The sequence below is a fragment of the Algoriphagus alkaliphilus genome (genome assembly GCF_900103735.1).
Taxonomy (GTDB): Bacteria; Bacteroidota; Bacteroidia; order Cytophagales; family Cyclobacteriaceae; genus Algoriphagus; species Algoriphagus alkaliphilus.
The window spans coordinates 50,368-67,269 of record NZ_FMXE01000024.1 but is presented as its reverse complement, the minus strand read 5'-3'; the positions used below and the strand labels follow the sequence as shown (position 1 = coordinate 67,269).

Sequence of the window (16,902 nt, the reverse complement as noted above, 5' to 3'; positions counted from 1 at the left end):
TACAACACTCAGGGAACTCATACGGTCACCTGGAAATTTGACGATGGCAATGGCAATACATCTCAGCAAACTCAGACGGTCATTGTAAAAGATATTACCGCTCCGGTTCCAAGTCTGGCTCAGTTGCCAATCATCATGGGCGAATGCTCAGCAACCGTTTCAGCTCCAACTGCTATTGACAGCTGTCAGGGAATTATTACCGGAACAACCGCTGATCCTATCAGTTACGGCGTGCAGGGAACTTATACAATTAATTGGATTTTCGATGATGGCAACGGAAATACAGCAACTCAGGAACAAACGGTAATTGTGGAAGATATAATAGCCCCAATTCCAACTCTTTCTACTTTGCCAACGATCACTACAGAAACTTCTGTTGTTGTATTTGGATCATTGGCAAGTGATAACTGCGAAGGAGCCATCATAGGAACGACTTCTGACCCGACCAGCTATAGCGAACAGGGAACATACACAATTACTTGGGTCTATAGAGATAGCAAGGGCAATACATCAACCCAAAATCAGACGGTAATTGTAAATGCTGCTACTATTCCGGTTTGGAACACCTTACCAGGAAGCTTAGACAGAACGCTTTATTGTAGCCAGGATCATTTACTAGCCCAAGCACAGCTTCTTGCTCCGGCACCTAGTGATCCAGATAGGGTTGTTTCCCTGGTAAAAACATCTGGAGGATTTGTGATGCCTGGTCCAAATGGCGCAGGAACTTTAACCAATACCTGGATTGCAACTGATCTGAACGGAATTCAATCCCAAGTATTTACTCAGGTAATTACCTTTCAAGGTATAGAGATAGATGCATCTGCAAGTAGCATTCCTGTTCAGGTTGGTACTTCGGCAACCTTAAGTGCCACAGTTTTACCTGCAGTTTCGGGAGTAAAGGTTACCTTCTTGTTGGATGGAAACCAGGTTGGTTTTGCCAATACAGATGTTACCGGTAAAGCAACAATTTCAGTTTCTGGACTTTCTCTGGATGTTTATAAAGTAACAGCCGTAGTTGGAAGTGGTTGTTCAGAATCCATTGCATACCTTCCTGTCTATGATCCCAATGGAAACTTTGTAACAGGAGGAGGTTGGATTAATTCACCTGAAGGAGCACTTGTTGGAACCACAACTGTCGGAAAAGCAAACTTTGGTTTTGTGTCCAAATACAAAAAAGGCTCCAACCAGGTAGATGGCAATACTGAATTCCAGTTCAACGCCGGAAGCCTGAGCTTTAAATCAATCCTTCATGAGGCAGGTACTCTGGTCATTTCGGGTAAAAAAGCTACCTATAGAGGAGAAGGATCAATCAATGGTGTGTCCGGCTTCAAATTTACTTTGGTAGCCATTGACGGTCAGTGGAATGGAGGAACCAACCCGGATCAATTCCGAATAAAGATTTGGGGAAGTAATGGTGTCATCTATGACAATGGACTCGGAGCTGCGGATAATTCCGAAGTGGCTACAGTCCTCGGTGGTGGTTCGATTGTGATACACGAGTCTAAAGCCAAGGGAAATAAGCGGGTGAGCACTGAACTTATCACTGTAGCTTGGAGTACTCCTTTTGAAACTATCAAGAAAAAGTTAGAAACTCAGAGTTCAACCTGGTTTGAAGGAAGAAAACTGGCACTTACACTGGATGCAAGAACCTACGATCCCTTGACACCAGGTTTGTATGAACTGAAAGCGGATTTGGTCGACAATGAGTTCTTCGAATTGGATGAACCGATTGCTATTCAAGTTTTGGTTCAAGACAAACCAATAGCCCTCGACATCGAGCTGAGCAATCAGAAGGTTGTGAAAAATGCTGGATCTGGAACTGTCATAGGAACCCTCAATACCATCGATCCTGTGGACGATATCCACACCTACAGCATGGATCCAAATCCGGATTTGGAGATTCGAGGAAATCAACTGATCTGGAAGGGGATTAATACTCCAGCCGCTCAAATGAAATTTACCGTCTTCAGTACGGATCGGGCAGGTCAGACCATCAGCAAGGACATCGTACTAACCCGGGAGGTAGGACCAAATCAATTCATCCTATATCCCAACCCTGCTCAAAACGAAACCAATATAATGGTCGATTTGGACGAGGGTGCCGAAGTTGAAATCCAAGTATTTGATGCCGTAGGCCGAATGGTAATCGAGGACACCATTTATCGTGGATCGACCTTCATTCAAACCTTAGACTTAAACGGTTTGGCTCCGGGCATGTATATGGTGCAGGTCAAAATCGGATATATCATCATGACCGAGCGACTGATTAAAAGGTAAGATTTTAAGAAAACTTGCTTTGTATCGCAATAGCCTCCAGAATTTTTCTGGCGGCTATTTTTTTGACTTTTATATTTCACTCTAAAATTCAATTTGTAGATTGTTTGAACTTATGTCAAAAGCATTCAAATGAAATCGAGCCTGCCTGTAGCAGACAGGCATGACTAAAAAGTCACACACTGGAATGATTATCAAACTTGCGAGATTCCCTGTCCGAATACAGGCGGGCATCTGACCAATAAAATCAAATTATAAACAGATGAAATGCCCATGAGAAAGATTCTCACACAGGGGGATGATTATCAAAGGGCATTCCATGTGGCAAATAAAAATCAAATTATAAACACATGAAAAAACGAGTCACCGGTATTGGCGGAATATTCTTCAAAGTCAAAGATCCCAATGCCACAAAGTCCTGGTATCAAAATCACTTGGGTTTGAATACCGACAACTATGGGACAGCTTTTGAATGGAGAAGCAGTGAAAATCCCGATCAAAAGGGCTTTTCCCAATGGTCTCCGATGAAGGAGGATACCACCTATTTCAAACCATCCGAAAAGGACTTTATGATCAACTACCGGGTGGAAAATCTGGTGGAATTGCTGGCAGAACTGAAATCGGAAGGTGTTACAATCTTAGACGAAATCGAAACGGTCGAATACGGAAAGTTTGTTCACATCCTGGATCCGGATGGTCACAGCATCGAACTTTGGGAGCCGAATGACGAGGAGTATGATCGCTTAGTGAAGGGAAGGACGATTGGTTGAGAAATTAATGCAAGAAGCAAGATCCAAGAAGCGTGACACCAATTACTTCATCATTCGACGTTCTGCGTTCGGTGTTCATTATTAAACAATTCCAAATTTGATTTTTTCTAATTATAATTATTTGGCACTGCCTATCCTCCCCCTTGAGAGCCTGTCCCGTCCTCCGCGGCGGATCGGGAGGGTCGGGGGGTACAACTAAGACATTTCCCCATACTTCAGTATTAGAAACCTGTCCGCCGCAGGAGGATTTATCACCTGCCTGCTCTTAACCATTAACTAATTAACCAATAACCTTCTCAGGCCTATGGAAATCCAACACCATACCGACAAAATCAGGGGATCTTTTTTTATCGGAGAGGAGACCAAGCGTCTGGCAGAGATGGTCTATGTCATGGCAGGCACAAAGAAAATGATCATCGAACACACCGAAGTGGATGAAAGCCTGAAGGGGCAGGGGGTCGGTGTCATATTATTTGAAGCACTGGTCGAATTTGTCCGAAGGGAAGAGATCAAAGTAATTCCCCTTTGCCCTTTTGCAAAAGCCACGTTCAGGAAGCGGACCGACTTGCAGGACGTATTGAATTAATCAAAAAACAAATAGCCCAGGATAATGGCAGTTAAAATTACAAGTCCAAGGATCATCAGACTTTGATTTTTAAGCCGTGTTTTTCGCACATTCCGATATTCGATTGCTTCAGAGAGGGCTTTGGGATCGGCATTTTTTTCGTCTCTGGAAATTCCTGCGTCCTCGGATTTTGGACGGATTTTTCCCAACTTATGGTTCTCGTTAAATGATTGGCTGCTTTGCCTGCTAAATCCAATTTCTACGGTCATAATCTTGGTTTCTATTTCTCAAAATATATGGTTTCGTTCCAGGTAGAAAAGAATTTAAGTCTTGAAGAATACATTTTCATTCTCAATGACTCTGGTTTGGGGAAACGACGCCCCATGCATGATTCCGATCATTTGCGTCGGATGATAGAAAGTTCAAACCTCCTGGTCACTGCACGAGAAAAAAATCAATTGGTCGGGGTGCTTCGAGGCCTTTCTGACTTTTGCTATCGTTGCTTTATTGCAGATTTGGCTGTCGCCAAAGCGTATCAGGGAAAAGGTATCGGGAGGGAAATCCTTCAATTCACCCGCAGCTTAGCCCCCGATGCCCGGCTGATACTGTTTGCGGCTGAGGATGCCGAACCTTTTTATCAAAAACTGGGCTTCAAACTCCATGAGCACTGCTATCAATTGAAGCCTGAAGATTTACTTGGTTGATGCATCAAATCTTAAAGCGTAATAAAATACCATACCACAGCCTCATTTTCCACCGCAGCCGGATTGTTTCGGATAATCCTTTATCCTGAATCCCGAACAAGGTTAATTTGAGGACATCCCATTTTTCAATGACCTATCTTCTTGCCATCTAATAAACTTAGGTTGACTTCTAGACCTTCGATAATTTCAATATATGTATGTCCGCTTTCTTGCCAGTAGCAAAATAAAATAAGGTTTGAAGTTCCAAAAAACGAGCTGTGGACAGTTGACAGTCGTCTGTGGACGATTTGACCTCAACTTTATATAGCCTAATCTTTCTTACTGGCAGGATTGCGGATAATCAAAATTCAATATCACAGATCATGTATGCGTACTTATTACTTTGAAATTAAAAATTGTTAATTCTATTTGTAATTATATTCAAGGATTGGAATGAGCTTTGCATTAATATGCTGAGTTTTTCTTTATTTTGCGGCCACCTTTGTCGCCCAATTCGGCACTTGAAAATTAAATTATTAAAAACTTAATTTATTAAAATGATGAAACAGTCAATGTTCGCCTTTTCACTCAGAAAAACTCTAGTCTTGGCTTTATTTGCCTTGCTGGCCATGGGTGCTTGTAAGAGTAAAAAGAAAGCCGTCCAAACCGCACCAGCTCCAGCGCCTGTTGAGCAAGTCCAAACTCCACCTCCAGCACCTGCTGCTACCAGATCAGCGGAAGAGATTGCAGCCGAAAAACTTGAAAATTATTTCAATTCGGTAGCCAGAGCCAGCAGCGCGAATTCAGCAAACCAATCCATTCAGGAAACGTTAGCAATGTTCTCAAATCAGGAGACTCCCGTATTGATCGTTATCCACGAAGAAAATGGAATCAAGGATTACGATGAGCCTACCACAATCAAGAAGTATCTAGAATACCTGAAAGACACCAAGAAAAACCTCAATTACATCTCTGATATCAGAATGGATGCAAATGGTAAAGTGTCTGAATTGGAATTGAGAAGAAAATAACCATCACCAAGCAAATCTAAATTGACATGAATAATAAATTACTACTCTTCCTGGGATTATTCCTCTCCGCCTCATTGGTGGCGACAGCACAGGACAATATCAGCCCGGCTCGTAAGCAGGCGATTGATTCACTCGCTTTGGAAAAAGTGAAGGATCTTTCTAAATACATTTCCATTATCGGAAGCAAGGAGACACAATTCTCAGAAGCAAACCGCGTTATGGATAGAGCTGAGGAGCTTTTTGCTCCCGGAGCAGAAATGGGAGTTTCTTCTATCAACACGCAGGAAATCGCTTACTATAAAATAAGAAGATACTTCGAAAGACTGATGGCACTCAATTATGACCGCGTGAATATCACCTGGTACGATATTCAGTACATTTCTGACCTCGAAAGACAGCCCGATGGACGTTTTGTTGGAGTGATCACCATCTATCAGCGTTTTGAAGGGACGTCTATTGAAACTGGCATGAACTATAAAGACACAACCAAAAAAGACATTACGATCTACGTTGAGAAAAAGCAAACCCAAATTGCAGGTCGTACGATTGAATTTTGGGATGTCATGCTCGGAGACGTAAGAGTGACCGAAACCTCCGCATGAGAAAAACCTTTCTGATTTTTGCGTTTTTTATCGCAATCATCGCTAATGTTCCGGGGCAAGGCCTAGGCAGCCCCGGAACTATTAAGGATGATGGCAGATTTGCCGCTTCAACCAAGCAACTCAATCAATTTTTTAGACGATTCAACGGAGAGGAGTCCATAGACGGTACAGTCCGATTCTATCCGGGAGATCCGCTTTATAGAAATATTCCGCTGAGAAAAGGGTTTTTAAACATCCTTTTCGACAATCAAACTTCCTCGGTTTCCCCCGATCTTAAAAATCAGTTTATTCAGAATGCACTCTCTGAAGTCTATCCAAATTACTTGGTGTTCCACAGGGAGGGTTGGTATGCAGAAGTAGAAACTGATTTTATTTTCAAGGGAAAAAAGGAAAAGGCGACCCTGTTTATGAAAATTCAACCCGAAGGACTGGGCTATGAGTGGGTAATAGACCAAGTAAAGTTTGAGCCCTTCAAGAATTTATTCAACAAACCTGTCGGCGATAAAAAAGATTTCCTTCACCCTCTCAGTCACGAATTAGGGTTTATGAACCTCAGAAGGGCATTTCAGGACTCCAATTCACCGGAATCTTTTACCCCTACCTCTTACAAGCCGGATTATCTGGCAATCTTCTTGTATGAAATGAAGCAAAACAATCTTCGTTTCGTTACCGTCACAGGTTTGAAATTTCACTTCTTTCAAATTCAAGGCTGGTATTTCGAAGTCAATCAATTCAATAGACCTGGATTTAATACAGGCTGGTTGATTTCCAATTTGGTCAGACTTGGTCCGGGCGATAAGGAGACTATTCTTAAATACATCTATGATCAGGAGTAAATACTTTCTCTTTACAAGCTTACTCTTCTTACTTTCCCTGTCAATAAGTGCCCAAACAATCAAGGGATACAGCAAGGAGCAGATAAAAGAATTATCAACTAAAGTAGAAGATCAAGTCAGGTTTCTTGAATACCTATTGAACACGGTAGGTAGCGCGCAGACTTCGCCTCGGGACAAGGACGTGATCATACGTGAGAGCTACCTCAAAATTTTCAGAGACGAAAAAGTCCAGGTGGAAGACGATTTGCTCCTGGATCGAAAGGTCGTTACCAATAAAGATGTCACGGCCTATCTCAAAGACATTGAGTTCTTTTACAAGAACATCGAGTTTAATTTTAAAATCCGTGAGGTAAAGCCTGCCCAAAAAGAAAACGGAGACATCTATTTTTTGGCATCCTTAGACAGGACAATCACTGCCACAGCCCTTTCCGGGGAAAAAGTGACCAATACCAAACCCCGTTTTGTGGAAATTAACCTAAACGAAAAATCCCAGGAGCTTAAAATCGTGAGTGTTTACACCACTAAAGTTAGCCGGGATCAGGAATTGACGGCTTGGTGGGGAGCCTTGGATGCGCCATGGAAATCTTTTTTCCGGACCAAATTCAGCCTTACAGAACGTGATACCGCAAATCTGGAATGGTTTTACCGGTTTGTCAGTATAGATTCTCTGGATATTTCAGGGAATAACAGAATCGTTACCCTGAGTCCGCTCTCCGAACTGCGGGACTTAAAAGTCATCAATTTATCAAACTCCAGAATAACCGATCTTGGTCCGATCTCCAATGTGACCTTTCTGGAAAGTCTCAATATTTCAAATACCGCTACCAAGGATATTCAGTTTATCAAATACTCTGATCGACTCAAACACCTGGATATCTCAAATACTCAAATTGAAGATATCTCACAGCTGCTGAACCTGAAAGGCTTGGTTTCGCTGAAAGTCCAAAAAACACCTATTCTCAGTTTTGCTGTTCTCAATGAATTTAAAAACCTGACTCAACTCAATCTTGCTGAATCCGGCTTCAACAATGCTGAAAATATCAAGGAGCTGAAAAACCTGGAAAGCCTCACTTTAGGAGGGAATTATATCATCAATTTCTCTGCACTGGCAGGACTTACATCATTGAAATTCCTCGATTTATCCCAAACTAACATTCAGGATGTTACTCCTTTGGCAGGTCTTGAGAATTTGGAATCATTGGATATTACGGGAAGTGGAGTAGCAGATATTTCTCCGCTTGAATCTCATCCTAACCTTAAAAAAATCGCTGCAGACGAGACTAAGCTTACTCCTCTAGCTGCTGATGCATTTGTTCGTAAAAATCCCCGGATACTATTGATTCACCATGTCAAAGATCTGGAAAGTTGGTGGTCAAGTCTCTCGGAGGAATGGAGAACTGCACTCAAGCAAAACAATCCCCTGATCACTACTGACTCACCGGGAATTGAAACACTTACCCAAGCCGTCACGGTGACAGAATTAGACCTTGATAGCGCCCAAATCGATAACCTGATTCCGATAACGAGATTTGTCAATTTGGCCAGACTCAAAATTTCCAACAACCCGATTTCTGACTTGTTACCTCTGAGCGAGGTAAGGACATTGGTGAAATTGGAAGGAAAAAATACTTCAGTTGAAGATTTGTCTGTACTACGTGAAAATGATCTTTTGGAATTCATCGATCTTGAGTTTAGTCCTGTTCAAAGCATCTTATCTGTCACTTCTTTACCAAGATTGACTTTTTTGAATGTGAATGGTGCTGCCTTTGATCAAAGTGAGATCCCAAACCTATTGATCCAAAGACCAGACATCAATGTCGTCTACAGGACAGACGAGCTCAATTCATGGTGGAGTAGTCTTGATGCGCAATGGGAGACAGTTTTCAGGAAACAGTTTTCTCTTCCCGAAAATCCAAACACTGAACAGCTTCACTTGCTTTCGGCCAGTTCCGAACTTAGCCTTCGAAGTGTGGGTATTCCAGACCTAACTCCACTCGCTGTTTTTGTGAATCTAAGAAGACTGGAAGTCTTTGATGCCCCCATATCTTCTGTTGCTCCTTTGAGTGCGATGAATCTTCTCACCAAACTTAAACTGTCACAGGTAGCGGTTACTGATTTTCTGCCATTGTCTGGACTTTCTTTACTTGAGGAATTGGATCTGTCCAATACAGGAATTGAAGGTTTGGTACCGATAAGCAATCTGATCGAGTTGAAAAAACTTAATATTTCAGGCACAAATTTAAAGACGCTTAAGGGACTTGAGTCGCTAAGAGCCCTTGAAGAATTGGATGTTGCGAGTACAAATCTCAGGAGCTTAAAGCCGATTTTTGGACTTCCAAACCTTAAAAAATTGTCTTGCTTTAATACCAACCTCAATAGCCGAGCAGTCGCTTCTTTTAAGGCAAGTCATCCTGACTGTGAGGTAAGATTTTATTAAGGATCATTCAACCCGGACTATCCATTAGGTTTCGTTATGAGGACAGTAAATGCAATAAAATCAGGCTGTTTGGAGACTGAGTCCGCCGCGGCGGATATGGTGAAGTCGAAACCAGCAACGTAGTGACTGATTTTGAAGCAATTACTGGCCGCAATAACTTGTGCGCCGTGGCGTAGAATTGCTAATGCATATTTCGGGTTGAATCTGCTGCTTTCATAAAAAAAGTGTTATCCGAAATTTTCGGATAACACTTTTCAAAAACTCCCGAAATTACTTCCGGAAACAATTAATCAGCTTCGTTAAAAAAAAATCAAAATATTTCCTTCAAAGCCTCTGAAACAAGCTCTTCTATATTGTCGAGAGCTAAAATAAAAGGGAGGTAAAAGTGCTGAAAAAAGTCCCTTTAAAATTTTCTAGTAAAAATCCTGAGAAAAGTTGCTTAATCACCCTGATCAAATGTACAGCGTTGACCTTTCTTAAAAATACCCAGTACTGGGTATTTTTTGTTTTTACAGAGGTAAAGTTTTCCACAAAATTGTGCTTTACCTATATTGATTTTAATCGAAACAAGAAAAAAAAATTAGGTTATTTCCATTGATTATTGAAAGTTTCAATCTTCCCTCCCTGTTCCCAGGTATCGGGATGACTTATATTCTTTGTCAAATTCTCCGACATAGCCTAAAACCAGAGAGACCTGGTTTTTAAAAATGAGCAAACAATTATGGTCAGGTATTTCTTTTTCTACCCAACCAATACAGTCCCGATCCAATTGCAATAAATAAAGCTGTCATCCAGATAGAGCGCTCACTGACTTGAAGCATCAGCCATAAGCAAGCAAAAATTCCCAAAACAGGGATAATATAACCTCCCTTAAGAATAAATCTTCCTTCCCCTTCAAATCTGGATCTCAACCTGGGAATAGCGGCGCAGCTCATAATGTACAGGAATAGCCGGGATAAAACAGTCATTGCCGCCAATACGGTAAATGAACCGAAGGCTGAAAGCAAAAAGGCTGAAACGCCAAAGAAAATCACAGAATTGGCGGGTGTCAGGAATTTGGGATGGACTTCACCAAACCATTTTGGAAGGGATTTATCCAGGGAAAGCGCGTAAGTCAGCCGTGTGGAGGAGAACATCGATCCCAGCAAATTTGCAATCACCGATGCGGCCACGCCGATCATCAAAATCACTGCTCCGGTATTTCCAAAAAGTGCTGCCGATGCATCAAGCAATGGCGTTTTGGAATCTGCCAAATTTGGAACGGCGGCCTGGGTTACCAGTTGGATTACCATGTACAAGATGGCCACAACCCCAAGTCCAAGCAATAGTCCCAAAGGCATGTCCCGCTCGGGACGCTTTGCTTCGCCAGCGGGTACCACAGCACCCTCAAACCCCACAAAAGCATAGATCAATAACAAAGCTGCACTTCCCAAATCTGAAAATGGCGGAACAGGAGTGTCAAAGCGCGGAATCACCTCAGCACCCAAAAGGATAAATCCTCCCAAGGGCAGCAGAATCAAAACCGCGAATTTGACAATGGTAAATACAGTCATCGAACGGATCGACTCAACTGATCCAAGCACATTCACCAAACTCAATGCAAGGCAAATGAGCGCCAGAGAAATCAACCGACCCAAGCTTTCGGCGGCTGCCGGAATGAAATAGGCAATGCTGTCAGTGAGTAAAACTGTATTGGCTGAAAAGGAAATCAGTCGGGCTAAATAATATAGCCACCCCCCCTGAAAACCTATAAATGAGCCAAAGGCCAAGGTCCCGTATTTGATGGGACCTCCCGTTCCTCGGAAATAACTCCCCAATTCCGCAAAACAAAGAATCACCGGAAGAATCAACAAGGCGCAAAAACCATAGACTAAAATGCTGTATTCTCCGGCCAGTGCTGCTGCTCCGCTGGGAAGCCCAAAAATCCCGGCTCCGATCAATCCATTCACGACCAACATCCAGATTCCCCACAGTCCCAGATTTCTGGGTAATTTTTCTTGGATATTTTCTGTAGTAGAACTCGTGATCATGAAGGGTTTCGAAGAAATTCAGTTGGATTGATTCAGAAAAATATAAAAATTAGTCCAAGGCCAACCAATTAATCTGATCAGGGGCAATACATTTTTCAAAAAGTCCAGGCTTCATGCCTAAGTTATACTGAGACCAAGTCTTTTGCTGCGTCCTCCTTTGCCAATAGGTAGTTGTAAATGTAAGTCACCAATAGTACCATCAAGCCTGCGATCACTGCCAAAAGTACATTGAAATAGGCAGGTGCAGACAAGGTAAGACGAAGGGAAATTGTGGCTAAAGCAAAGGATGAATACCGGAACAGATTCAAATATTTGATTGTGTAGTGTAAGGAAAAAAGCAATATAAATACATCCTTAAATATCAACAGGTTATAAAAAAGCTTGACACTGGAGATGAATGTCTGATTTTCTCAGGCGCTGAACAGGTCATAAAACCCGATCAGGACAAAGAAAAAAACCAGATATATTGACATCTCCTAAATAGTGGCCGAATTCCTTGAATGCATCCCGCAGTAAAATCAATGAAATGATTTCAAACTGCTTGCCGACAGAATCTGCCACGGAATCAGGGAAAAGAAAAATCAGACTCATTGCCTCAAAAATCAGCAAAACATTAAATGCCAATTCAATGGAAAAGAAAATGTTGATTTTCATTCCCTGAGATAGGAAACCTTTCAATTTTTTTATTTTCAAATTTTCCAATCTTACAATCACCTCAATTTGGCGACATAAAAATTCGTTGTTGGTAATGAAAATTCAATAAGCTGAGTACATCTCCAAAAGCTTCTGCAGCTTTCACTTGCTCGTTCGGTACTTTTCTGCCTAAAAGCCTACAAAGCAAAAGTCCATAGATGCCGTTGAGGCAGATCTGAATTTCGTTGCCCGGATTTTCATTGGCTGAGTTGATTATCGCTTTCAGAATATAGGGCTTTGCCTTGGAGTAGGTTTCGAAATAGGTTTTGTCCGTTTTCAGGAGTTTCCAATGGATATGGGCGAGGGTTTCCACCAAATCTTTCAGCTCATTCAAATGTCCTTGCTCCAGGGATTTCTCCGCCCGCATCTTGTTCAGAATCCCTTCAAACCAGGTTGAAATTTCATGTTTCTCTTCTTCCGACACCGGATAATGGGAAATCACATATTGTCGGATCTCATCCATATTTCCCTGATAGGAGCGAATCAAATCTTCCATTTGATACATGTAGATCAGGTATTCTCCGATGTTTTGGATTTTTTTCTTTTCGGCTATGAATTGCATGGAATTGGTTTTTTGCGAGGTAAAGGTAGAAAACAATGGAATTACGGTAGAAAAACTGTTGAAATATGATGGAAATACAATAGAGATATACCTCGCTGTACTCGGTGAAATAGGCATAGCGAAGTAGCAAGCCTAAATCCATTTGGTTCACTTTATTTCGCCGTAGGCGTATTTCTTTTGCGAAGCAAAATCTATTTCCATTGTATTTCACTTTAAGTTATTTCAGCATAGGTGTATTTCCTTCTGCGCAGCAAAAAGTATTTCCATTGTATTTGACCGAAGATCTTTCTCATTTTCCCTTTTCCCAACAAATTATTTTAACAAAGTGTATTTGATGCAAACACTGAAACGGATAGACTAATCATCCCCCTTTTTCACTACTTTTGCGACACGAATAGCTATGAAAAACATAAGAAATTTCTGTATCATCGCCCATATCGATCATGGGAAGAGTACATTGGCGGATAGGTTATTGCAGACAACAAACACGGTTTCAGACCGGGATATGCAAAACCAGTTGTTGGATAACATGGATTTGGAACGAGAGCGTGGTATCACGATTAAGTCTCATGCGATCCAAATGAAATACTCCTACGAAGGCGAGGAATACATCCTCAACCTGATTGACACGCCCGGACACGTTGATTTTTCCTATGAGGTCTCCCGGTCAATTGCAGCGTGTGAAGGCGCACTTTTGATTGTGGATGCTTCGCAAGGGGTGGAAGCCCAGACGATTTCAAATCTTTATTTGGCACTGAACCATGATTTGGAAATCATCCCTGTTTTGAATAAAATAGATTTACCCGGTGCAGATCCCGAAACTGTCGCTGATGAGGTGATTGATCTGATCGGTTGTAAAAGAGAAGATATTATTTTGGCCTCCGGCAAAGCAGGTTTGGGTATTGAGGACATTCTCAAAGCTGTGGTCAACAGAATACCGGCTCCAAAAGGTGATCCGGACGCACCACTTCAGGCGATGATTTTTGATTCAGTGTACAATCCCTTCCGCGGTGTCGAGGTGATTTTTAGGATATTCAATGGCACCTTCAGCAAAGGAGATAAAATCAAATTTGTCAACACGGGCAAGGAATACGAGGCTGATGAAATCGGGATTTTGGGATTGAACCAAATTCCGCAGCAAACCATGAGTGCCGGTAACGTAGGCTACCTGATCTCCGGAGTGAAGGTGGCTAAGGAAATCAAAGTGGGTGATACGATTACCCATGTCAAACGTCCTTGCGAGGCTGCAATTCAAGGTTTTGAAAACGTAAAACCGATGGTTTTTGCCGGGATTTACCCGGTTGAGACCACCGACTATGAGGAGCTTCGCTACTCGATGGAGAAACTCCAATTAAATGATGCATCGTTGGTTTGGGAACCTGAAACTTCCATGGCTTTGGGCTTTGGATTTCGTTGCGGATTCTTGGGAATGCTCCACATGGAGATCATTCAGGAGCGTCTGGAGCGTGAATTCGACATGACGGTGATCACCACTGTTCCCTCGGTGCAGTTCAAAGCCCTCATGACCAACGATACCTATCAGCTCATCAATGCGCCCTCTGATATGCCTGATCCTTCGCGGATGAAACATATCGAAGAGCCTTATGTAAAAGCTTCCATCATTACCGCATCAGAATATGTCGGAGCAGTGATTACTCTATGTATGGATAAGCGTGGGCTGATCAAGAATCAGGTTTATCTCACTGCTGAGCGCGTAGAACTTTCTTTTGATATGCCTTTGGCTGAGATTGTTTTTGATTTCTTTGACAAGCTGAAAACAATCTCAAGAGGCTACGCTTCGCTGGATTATGAGTTGATCGGATACCGGATTTCCAACATGGTGCGATTGGATGTGATGCTTAACGCGGAGCCGGTTGACGCCTTGTCCGCAGTAGTTCACCGGGATAAAGCATACGATTGGGGCAGAAGACTTTGTGAGAAACTGAAGGATTTGGTTCCAAGACAAATGTTTGAAATCGCCATCCAGGCGGCTATTGGTCAGAAGATCATTGCCAGAGAAACCGTAAAGGCCATGCGTAAAAACGTATTGGCAAAATGCTACGGGGGTGATATTTCGCGTAAGCGTAAACTCCTCGAAAAGCAGAAAAAAGGAAAGAAGCGAATGAGACAAGTCGGCAACGTCGAGATCCCTCAGGAGGCGTTTATGGCAGTGTTGAAGCTGGACTAATCTGAATTAAGAAATACGAAATACGAGGTACGAGATACGAGGTACGAATAACGAGATTTAAGAACTTCAGACCTGAAATTGTAAAATGAGCCAAGCATTAAAAGATCGAACCAAAAAATTCGCTATTGATGTTTGGCTTCTTTGTTCGAAAATCCCGCATTCGCGGGAGTACAATAATTATGTTAATCAGTTGCTTAGGTGCTCAAGTTCGATAGCTGCAAATTATCGAGCTGCAATGAGAGCAAAGTCAAATGCTGATTTTATAAATAAATTAAAGATTGTGGAAGAAGAGGCTGATGAAAGTCAATTTTTCTTGGAACTCCTTCAGAAATTCAATCATGACGAATCTTTGAGAATTGAATTTGATCAACTGCTCAAAGAAGTAGATGAATTGATTTCAATTTTTGTAGCAAGTTTAAAAACTGCCCGCTCCAATTTCCCGAAATGAGGTTGTAAGAGGACTTGGGCCGTATTTCGTATTTCGTACTTCGCATTTTAAATTAAAACTTAAAAGATAAATATGCCTACAATCATCGACGGAAAACAAACCGCTCAAGAAATCAAGTCAGAAATCGCAGTCCGTGTAGCTGAAATAAGAGCAGGGGGTGGAAAAACCCCACATTTGGCGGCGGTGTTGGTGGGAAGTGATGGGGCAAGCCAAACCTATGTAGGTGCAAAAGTAAAAGCCTGTGAAGAAGTGGGCTTCAAATCCACGCTAGTCCGTCTGGAATCTGATGTAACTGAGGAGGATCTCCTAAACATGGTGGAGGACATCAACAATAACCCGGATATCGACGGATTGATTGTTCAACTGCCGCTTCCCAAGCATATTTCCGTTGACAAAGTCACCAATAAAATCAGGCCAGAAAAAGATGTCGATGGGTTCACCCCGGCAAACGTTGGTCGGATGACTTTGAATTGGCCTGCCTATGTAGCTGCAACTCCCTACGGGATTGTGGAATTATTGAAAAGATATGAGATCGAAACTGCCGGCAAACACTGCGTAGTCATTGGTCGAAGCCATATTGTGGGCAGCCCGATGAGTATCTTGATGGCCAGAAATGGCTATCCCGGAAATGCCACGGTGACCCTGACTCACAGCAAAACTCAAAATCTTCCTGAAATCTGCCGATCTGCCGATATTTTAATAGTAGCGATTGGAAAGCCTGAATTTGTAACTGCGGATATGGTGAAGCCAGGTGCTGTGGTGATTGATGTGGGAATTCACCGCATCCAAGACGCTTCCAAGAAGTCAGGGTTCCGATTGATCGGAGATGTGAAATTTGATGAAGTAGCAGAAAAAGCAGCAGCAATTACACCAGTTCCCGGTGGAGTAGGACCTATGACCATCGCAGCGCTGCTTTACAACACGCTTCAATCAGCTGAAAAGAAGGTTTTTGGATAAATTGGAAAAAAAGTAAAGAAATCCCTGATTCCTGTTTGTTTCAATTGGCTTGGATTTCTACTTTTGCAGACCCTAACCGCGCACGTGGTGAAATTGGTAGACACGCCACTTTGAGGGGGTGGTGCCCTTACGGGTGTGGAAGTTCGAATCTTCTCGTGCGCACAAAGCCTAATCGTTCTTCGGTTAGGCTTTTTTTACTAACGGACTTTTTGAAGTTTGATTTTTAGTTACTTTTCGCCAAAATTCTTCCTGATGCGAACAATCCTTAAATTCACGTTATTCGTTTTTTCCCTTTTCCTTGCTGTACTATCTCAAGCCCAGACTCCCCAATTTCCTATTGTCAATGGTTTTGGAGGAATTTATGAAATAGCTGATGCAAAAGAACGGCCTGATCCATCTTTGGAATATAAAATTATTGTAGACCTTACTTCAGCCGCTGAAGACAACAAAGAGATCTCCCGCTGGGTGGACAATGTCGCACGAATGATGAATCTTCACGGACTTGCGGGAGTGCCAAAGGATAAAATGAAAGTGAAAGTCATCATTCATGGCGGCGCAATTTTCACCTTGCTCAATGATGAGAATTATCAAAAAAAGTTTGAAGTAGCCAACCCTAATCTTAAAGTTTATGAGGCTTTGAAAGAAGCTGGAGCGGATGTTTATGTCTGTGGACAATCTCTGATCGCTCGGAATCTTAAAACTGCAGACCTTTGGCCGGGAGTTACGATTGCACATTCTGCCTTGACTACCATCACTACCTACGTTCCCCAAGGGTATGTTTTATTGAAGTTTTGACAAGCTTGGAATAATTATTGAATAATTGAGG

The 16,902-nt window shown here is 42.2% G+C and carries 17 protein-coding genes and 1 tRNA gene; 13 read left to right on the top strand and 5 right to left on the bottom strand.

Annotation, left to right across the window (positions count from 1 at the left end):
- The 3 genes from BLQ81_RS15525 to BLQ81_RS15515 form a co-directional block, all read left to right on the top strand.
- The coding region (locus BLQ81_RS15525; RefSeq protein ID WP_175454246.1) for an Ig-like domain-containing protein at positions 1 to 2,277 on the top strand (2,277 nt) is incomplete at its 5' end.
- Between the two features lie 347 nt (positions 2,278 to 2,624).
- Positions 2,625 to 3,044, top strand: a complete 420-nt coding sequence (locus BLQ81_RS15520) for a VOC family protein (RefSeq protein WP_092731723.1) — start codon at positions 2,625 to 2,627, stop codon at positions 3,042 to 3,044.
- Between the two features lie 304 nt (positions 3,045 to 3,348).
- On the top strand, positions 3,349 to 3,630 hold the full coding sequence (locus BLQ81_RS15515; RefSeq protein WP_092731720.1) for a GNAT family N-acetyltransferase: 282 nt from the start codon (positions 3,349 to 3,351) through the stop codon (positions 3,628 to 3,630).
- On the opposite strand, the gene BLQ81_RS15510 is transcribed toward BLQ81_RS15515, so the two are convergent.
- Positions 3,627 to 3,878 (bottom strand): hypothetical protein, encoded by a 252-nt coding sequence (locus BLQ81_RS15510; RefSeq protein WP_092731717.1) that lies wholly within the window; start codon positions 3,876 to 3,878, stop codon positions 3,627 to 3,629. The genes BLQ81_RS15515 and BLQ81_RS15510 overlap by 4 nt on opposite strands.
- 27 nt (positions 3,879 to 3,905) lie before the next feature.
- On the opposite strand from BLQ81_RS15510, the gene BLQ81_RS15505 reads away from it, so the two are divergent.
- The 5 genes from BLQ81_RS15505 to BLQ81_RS15485 all read left to right on the top strand — a co-directional run bounded on the left by BLQ81_RS15505 (position 3,906) and on the right by BLQ81_RS15485 (position 9,198).
- A complete protein-coding gene (locus tag BLQ81_RS15505) occupies positions 3,906 to 4,313 on the top strand; it encodes a GNAT family N-acetyltransferase (protein WP_092731714.1) in 408 nt (135 codons plus the stop codon).
- 539 nt (positions 4,314 to 4,852) lie between these two features.
- Positions 4,853 to 5,323: a lysozyme family protein gene (locus BLQ81_RS15500; protein ID WP_092731738.1), complete on the top strand. Its 471-nt coding sequence runs from the start codon at positions 4,853 to 4,855 to the stop codon at positions 5,321 to 5,323.
- Between the two features lie 26 nt (positions 5,324 to 5,349).
- Positions 5,350 to 5,925, top strand: a complete 576-nt coding sequence (locus BLQ81_RS15495) for a hypothetical protein (protein ID WP_092731711.1) — start codon at positions 5,350 to 5,352, stop codon at positions 5,923 to 5,925.
- Complete coding sequence (locus tag BLQ81_RS15490; RefSeq protein WP_092731708.1) at positions 5,922 to 6,761, top strand: hypothetical protein; 840 nt, start codon at positions 5,922 to 5,924, stop codon at positions 6,759 to 6,761. The genes BLQ81_RS15495 and BLQ81_RS15490 overlap by 4 nt, the downstream gene beginning before the upstream one ends.
- The gene (locus tag BLQ81_RS15485) at positions 6,748 to 9,198 is read left to right on the top strand and encodes a leucine-rich repeat domain-containing protein (RefSeq protein ID WP_092731705.1); all 2,451 of its coding nucleotides are present in this window, start codon (positions 6,748 to 6,750) and stop codon (positions 9,196 to 9,198) included. Before BLQ81_RS15490 ends, BLQ81_RS15485 begins: the two co-directional genes overlap by 14 nt.
- Positions 9,199 to 9,923: 725 nt before the next feature.
- On the opposite strand, the gene BLQ81_RS15475 is transcribed toward BLQ81_RS15485, so the two are convergent.
- The 4 genes from BLQ81_RS15475 to BLQ81_RS15465 form a co-directional block, all read right to left on the bottom strand.
- Positions 9,924 to 11,228: an APC family permease gene (locus BLQ81_RS15475; protein ID WP_092731699.1), complete on the bottom strand. Its 1,305-nt coding sequence runs from the start codon at positions 11,226 to 11,228 to the stop codon at positions 9,924 to 9,926.
- A gap of 122 nt (positions 11,229 to 11,350) precedes the next feature.
- Positions 11,351 to 11,536, bottom strand: a complete 186-nt coding sequence (locus BLQ81_RS22770; protein ID WP_245693278.1) for a hypothetical protein — start codon at positions 11,534 to 11,536, stop codon at positions 11,351 to 11,353.
- Between the two features lie 118 nt (positions 11,537 to 11,654).
- The gene (locus BLQ81_RS22765; protein WP_245693277.1) at positions 11,655 to 11,882 is read right to left on the bottom strand and encodes a hypothetical protein; all 228 of its coding nucleotides are present in this window, start codon (positions 11,880 to 11,882) and stop codon (positions 11,655 to 11,657) included.
- A gap of 61 nt (positions 11,883 to 11,943) precedes the next feature.
- Positions 11,944 to 12,483 (bottom strand): DUF4924 family protein, encoded by a 540-nt coding sequence (locus BLQ81_RS15465; protein WP_092731696.1) that lies wholly within the window; start codon positions 12,481 to 12,483, stop codon positions 11,944 to 11,946.
- Between the two features lie 400 nt (positions 12,484 to 12,883).
- On the opposite strand from BLQ81_RS15465, the gene lepA reads away from it, so the two are divergent.
- The 5 genes from lepA to BLQ81_RS15440 all read left to right on the top strand — a co-directional run bounded on the left by lepA (position 12,884) and on the right by BLQ81_RS15440 (position 16,871).
- Positions 12,884 to 14,671 (top strand): translation elongation factor 4, encoded by a 1,788-nt coding sequence (gene lepA, locus BLQ81_RS15460; protein WP_175454245.1) that lies wholly within the window; start codon positions 12,884 to 12,886, stop codon positions 14,669 to 14,671.
- An 85-nt stretch (positions 14,672 to 14,756) separates the two neighbouring features.
- A complete protein-coding gene (locus tag BLQ81_RS15455) occupies positions 14,757 to 15,119 on the top strand; it encodes a four helix bundle protein (RefSeq protein WP_092731690.1) in 363 nt (120 codons plus the stop codon).
- A 72-nt stretch (positions 15,120 to 15,191) separates the two neighbouring features.
- Positions 15,192 to 16,076 carry a bifunctional methylenetetrahydrofolate dehydrogenase/methenyltetrahydrofolate cyclohydrolase FolD gene (folD, locus tag BLQ81_RS15450; protein WP_092731687.1) on the top strand — a complete coding sequence of 295 codons (885 nt, stop codon included), beginning with the start codon at positions 15,192 to 15,194 and terminating at the stop codon, positions 16,074 to 16,076.
- Between the two features lie 78 nt (positions 16,077 to 16,154).
- Positions 16,155 to 16,238 (top strand) — tRNA-Leu (locus BLQ81_RS15445).
- A 90-nt stretch (positions 16,239 to 16,328) separates the two neighbouring features.
- Positions 16,329 to 16,871 (top strand): DsrE family protein, encoded by a 543-nt coding sequence (locus BLQ81_RS15440; protein WP_092731684.1) that lies wholly within the window; start codon positions 16,329 to 16,331, stop codon positions 16,869 to 16,871.
- Positions 16,872 to 16,902 lie beyond the last annotated feature (31 nt).

Coding starts and splice junctions, on each gene's coding strand:
- BLQ81_RS15520 (WP_092731723.1), top strand. CDS start 2,625: ATGAAAAAACGAGTCACCGGTATTGGCGGAATATTCTTCAAAGTCAAA.
- BLQ81_RS15515 (WP_092731720.1), top strand. CDS start 3,349: ATGGAAATCCAACACCATACCGACAAAATCAGGGGATCTTTTTTTATC.
- BLQ81_RS15510 (WP_092731717.1), bottom strand. CDS start 3,878: ATGACCGTAGAAATTGGATTTAGCAGGCAAAGCAGCCAATCATTTAAC.
- BLQ81_RS15505 (WP_092731714.1), top strand. CDS start 3,906: ATGGTTTCGTTCCAGGTAGAAAAGAATTTAAGTCTTGAAGAATACATT.
- BLQ81_RS15500 (WP_092731738.1), top strand. CDS start 4,853: ATGAAACAGTCAATGTTCGCCTTTTCACTCAGAAAAACTCTAGTCTTG.
- BLQ81_RS15495 (WP_092731711.1), top strand. CDS start 5,350: ATGAATAATAAATTACTACTCTTCCTGGGATTATTCCTCTCCGCCTCA.
- BLQ81_RS15490 (WP_092731708.1), top strand. CDS start 5,922: ATGAGAAAAACCTTTCTGATTTTTGCGTTTTTTATCGCAATCATCGCT.
- BLQ81_RS15485 (WP_092731705.1), top strand. CDS start 6,748: ATGATCAGGAGTAAATACTTTCTCTTTACAAGCTTACTCTTCTTACTT.
- BLQ81_RS15475 (WP_092731699.1), bottom strand. CDS start 11,228: ATGATCACGAGTTCTACTACAGAAAATATCCAAGAAAAATTACCCAGA.
- BLQ81_RS22765 (WP_245693277.1), bottom strand. CDS start 11,882: ATGAAAATCAACATTTTCTTTTCCATTGAATTGGCATTTAATGTTTTG.
- BLQ81_RS15465 (WP_092731696.1), bottom strand. CDS start 12,483: ATGCAATTCATAGCCGAAAAGAAAAAAATCCAAAACATCGGAGAATAC.
- lepA (WP_175454245.1), top strand. CDS start 12,884: ATGAAAAACATAAGAAATTTCTGTATCATCGCCCATATCGATCATGGG.
- BLQ81_RS15455 (WP_092731690.1), top strand. CDS start 14,757: ATGAGCCAAGCATTAAAAGATCGAACCAAAAAATTCGCTATTGATGTT.
- folD (WP_092731687.1), top strand. CDS start 15,192: ATGCCTACAATCATCGACGGAAAACAAACCGCTCAAGAAATCAAGTCA.
- BLQ81_RS15440 (WP_092731684.1), top strand. CDS start 16,329: ATGCGAACAATCCTTAAATTCACGTTATTCGTTTTTTCCCTTTTCCTT.